Raw genomic sequence first — 3,254 nt, 5'->3', positions numbered from 1 at the left:
TTGGTGTTTATCGTATCTGAAAAATTTAGTCAAAAACTCAAAAAACACCTTATAAGCACAAAAATTTCAAGCTTTATCAAGGCTTTTTTGGTTGGCGCTATTACGCCGTTTTGTTCGTGCTCTACTATACCGCTTTTAAATGGGTTTTTAAAAAGCGGCGTATCACTTGGCGTTAGTAGCGTATTTTTGTTAAGCTCTCCGCTTGTTAATCCTGTAATTTTAACGCTTCTTTTTATGAGCTTTGGGTTTAAATTTGGCATTATTTATTTTACGGTCATTTTCATCTCATCGCTTGCTTTTGGTCTTTTGTTATCAAAAGCAGATCAAAATCTATTTTTAAAAGATGATTTTTTAAAACCAAAATTTAGCCCAAACAATCCAACTAAAAGCTTTGTTTTTACGCCCGTTAATCAGACGCGAGCTTGTTCTTGCAAGGATATAAAAAATAATAAAAATATTTACAAAATGGCACTTTTAAACTCAGTAAAAGAGTATAAAAAGCTATTTTATTACATACTGCTTGCGATGTTTATCGGCGCCGCTATACACGGATTTGTTCCGCAAAAGCTTATCTCAAACTATCTTGGTTCTAGCGACATCACCTCGATACTTATTTCGGCATTTTTTGGAATTTTACTCTATGTTAGAGTAGAAGCGTTAGTGCCAATTGGCTTAGCGCTTCTTGCGTCGGGTGCTAGTGCGGCCGCATTTGGAGCGTTTGTAATAACGGCGGCAGGGGTTAGCCTACCGGAAATCATACTTCTTAATAGGTTTTTTAGGCCAAAATTTATGGCAATTTTTATCGCTTTTATCTTATGTGTGGCATTAGCATTTGCAATGTTTTTAAAATCATTTTTTTGAAATTTTATTCGCGCCACGTAAGGCGGAAGGTCGTTACTTCGCCCGGCACGCTGTCGTAGGAGATAGAAAAGGAGTATTTTTTGCAGACCTCGCTTACGATGCTAAGCCCGATTCCAAAGCCGCCCTCGCTTGAGTTAAAGCGCGCAAAGCGCCTGAAAATTTCGTCGCCTTTTTTCCTATCGATCCCTTCGCCGCTATTTGAGATCGCTAGCTCGCCGTGCCTTAGCCGCACATCCACGTAGCCGCCTGCATCGGCGTATTTTACGGCGTTGCTTAGCAGATTGTCGATCAGGCGCGAAATTTCATAGACGTTTGCGTTCATGCTCGCATCCGCAAGATCGGTTTTAAGGCTTAGTCTGCGCTTTTGAATAAACGGCGCGAAGTATTCGCAGCGCGAAGCGACGAGGCTTTTTAGATCGATCGAGCTAATCTCGCCCTCCTTATTCATACCGAAGGTTAAAAACACGAGATCCTCGTAGATGCGCGAAAGCGTCTTAGCGGCAAGGTCGATATTAGCGACGCGCTTGGCGTTGTATTCTCCAAGCTCTGCGTGCCGCATCGTCTCAACGCTCATAGAAATAATGCTAAGCGGAGTATTGATCTCGTGAGTACTATCCTTGATGAAGCGATTTAGCGTGTCAATCTTATCGTAAAGCGGCTTGGTGCCTAGCCGAACCAGATAAAACGCCACGGCTAATATCACGCCTAAAAGCGCTATCATCATCGCTACTGTTTTGATACGAAGCGTTAAAATTTCGCCCTGCACGCTACTTCCAAGCAGAATGATTTTAGCCTTGGAAAAGGCATTTCGCTCCTCCATATTTTGCAGATTCTCATAAATTCCTAGCCTTCCGCCACTTATAAATTCCGCCTTTAGCTTCGCTTTATCAAGTGCGCCAAGCTCACCACTGCAGCCGTAAATTTCATCAAAGTTTGGCTTAAATATACACGCACTCACGCCCTTTTCGCGCTCAAAGTCCGCTAGCGATTCCAGCCCGTCCATGCTTGCTTTCATATAGATCATCATTTTGATCTCTTTTAGCTCTTTTATCCTGTGCGAAAGTAGCGCGGCTTCGTTCATCCTGTAATTTATCTTGAAAAAATATCCTAAAAATAATGCGCTTGAAATGAGATATAAAGATAGAATTTTAAGCGTTAAAGCGGTCTTTTCAGACATACAGATACCCTGCGTTACGGCGATTTATGATGTGCTCTTCGCCTAGGACGCGGCGTAGATTTTTGATATAAGTTCGCAGCGCTTCCTCGCTCGGAGTTTCGTCAAAAGCGTAGATCGCGGAGAAAATTTCATCCTTGCTCAAAAGCCTGTTTTTATTTTGCAAAAAAAGCGCCAGCAGCTCGCGCTCTTTGTTTGAAAGCGCGACGGGCACGCCCGCTTTGCGTAGCTCTTTGCTTGCAAAATAAAATTTAAACTCATCGTCAATAGTTACAAAATCATCGAAATTGTGGCTGAAATTTCGCTTTATGAGCGAATTAACGCGTAGAAGCAGCTCTTTTAATTCATACGGTTTTTTGAGATAATCGTCGCAGCCGCTTTTAAAACCGACCTCAAGGTCATCGAGCGTATTTAGCGACGTAGCAAATATCGCAGGAGTGTGATCGCCGTTCTTGCGTAGCTCTTTTAAAAGTGAGAATCCGTCGCCTTTGGGGATTTTTACGTCAAAGATAAAAAGATCAAATTTTTGTTCATAAGCAAGATCCGCGGCGCTTTGAGCGTCGCTGCAAACGCATACGTCAAAGCCCGCGTCTTTTAGATATTCGCCGATGAGATCGCAAAGCGTCTCATCGTCCTCTACGAGTAAAATTTTACTCACTACATCTCTTTTTTCATCTCTTTTTTCATTTCGCCTTTCATCTCATCCTTCATATGTTTACCCTCTTTCATAGCATCCTTGTGCATATCTTTCATGTCGCCCTTCATCTCTTTCGCACCATTATGCATTGATGTATTGGCGTCCTTCATCTCATCTTTCATGCCCATGTCGGCAGCTACGGCAAAAGTGCCAGCAAATAGCGCACTAAGCGCAAACAAAGTAAGTTTTTTCATTACGTACTCCTTAAAAAAAATTAGCGAAATTATACTTCCGTAAAAGTGAAGTATGTGTGAAATTCCGAAAAAAATTCAAATTTAAATTTAAACGCCTGTAATTTCAAACGCGGAGCGGCTTAAATGCGCTCGGTCGGTCGCGATCTCTGAAATTTAAATCGCTCGCTACGGCTAGTCGAATTCTAAACGCGAATCAAAGCTAGCGAGGGCGCACGCCAACAGCGCATTGCCGAGCTTATTTTATCGAGGCAAAATAGAAATTTAAACCGCCGGCTTTGCCGGTAAGGGTGGAAAGGTGCGGTAAGAGCGCACCGGCGATCGGGTAACC

At 42.6% G+C, this 3,254-nt stretch carries 4 protein-coding genes; 1 reads left to right on the top strand and 3 read right to left on the bottom strand.

Annotated elements, in window-relative coordinates; genetic code table 11:
• Window positions 1-861, top strand: an 861-nt coding sequence (locus Q0614_RS06485; protein WP_298787411.1) for a permease, incomplete at its 5' end; no start/stop codon positions are given.
• Between the two features lie 4 nt (window positions 862-865).
• On the opposite strand, the gene Q0614_RS06480 is transcribed toward Q0614_RS06485, so the two are convergent.
• From Q0614_RS06480 to Q0614_RS06470, 3 genes are read right to left on the bottom strand one after another with little or no spacing between them, the layout of a single operon-like run.
• The gene (locus tag Q0614_RS06480; protein WP_298787409.1) at window positions 866-2,038 is read right to left on the bottom strand and encodes a HAMP domain-containing sensor histidine kinase; all 1,173 of its coding nucleotides are present in this window, start codon (window positions 2,036-2,038) and stop codon (window positions 866-868) included.
• A complete protein-coding gene (locus Q0614_RS06475) occupies window positions 2,031-2,693 on the bottom strand; it encodes a response regulator transcription factor (protein ID WP_298787407.1) in 663 nt (220 codons plus the stop codon). Before Q0614_RS06475 ends, Q0614_RS06480 begins: the two co-directional genes overlap by 8 nt.
• Window positions 2,693-2,926 carry a hypothetical protein gene (locus Q0614_RS06470; protein WP_291936948.1) on the bottom strand — a complete coding sequence of 78 codons (234 nt, stop codon included), beginning with the start codon at window positions 2,924-2,926 and terminating at the stop codon, window positions 2,693-2,695. The genes Q0614_RS06475 and Q0614_RS06470 overlap by 1 nt, the downstream gene beginning before the upstream one ends.
• Window positions 2,927-3,254: the final 328 nt, after the last annotated feature.

It is taken from the genome of uncultured Campylobacter sp., assembly GCF_937997595.1.
Lineage (GTDB): Bacteria > Campylobacterota > Campylobacteria > Campylobacterales > Campylobacteraceae > Campylobacter_B.
This window is presented reverse-complemented; position numbering and strand designations above follow the sequence as displayed.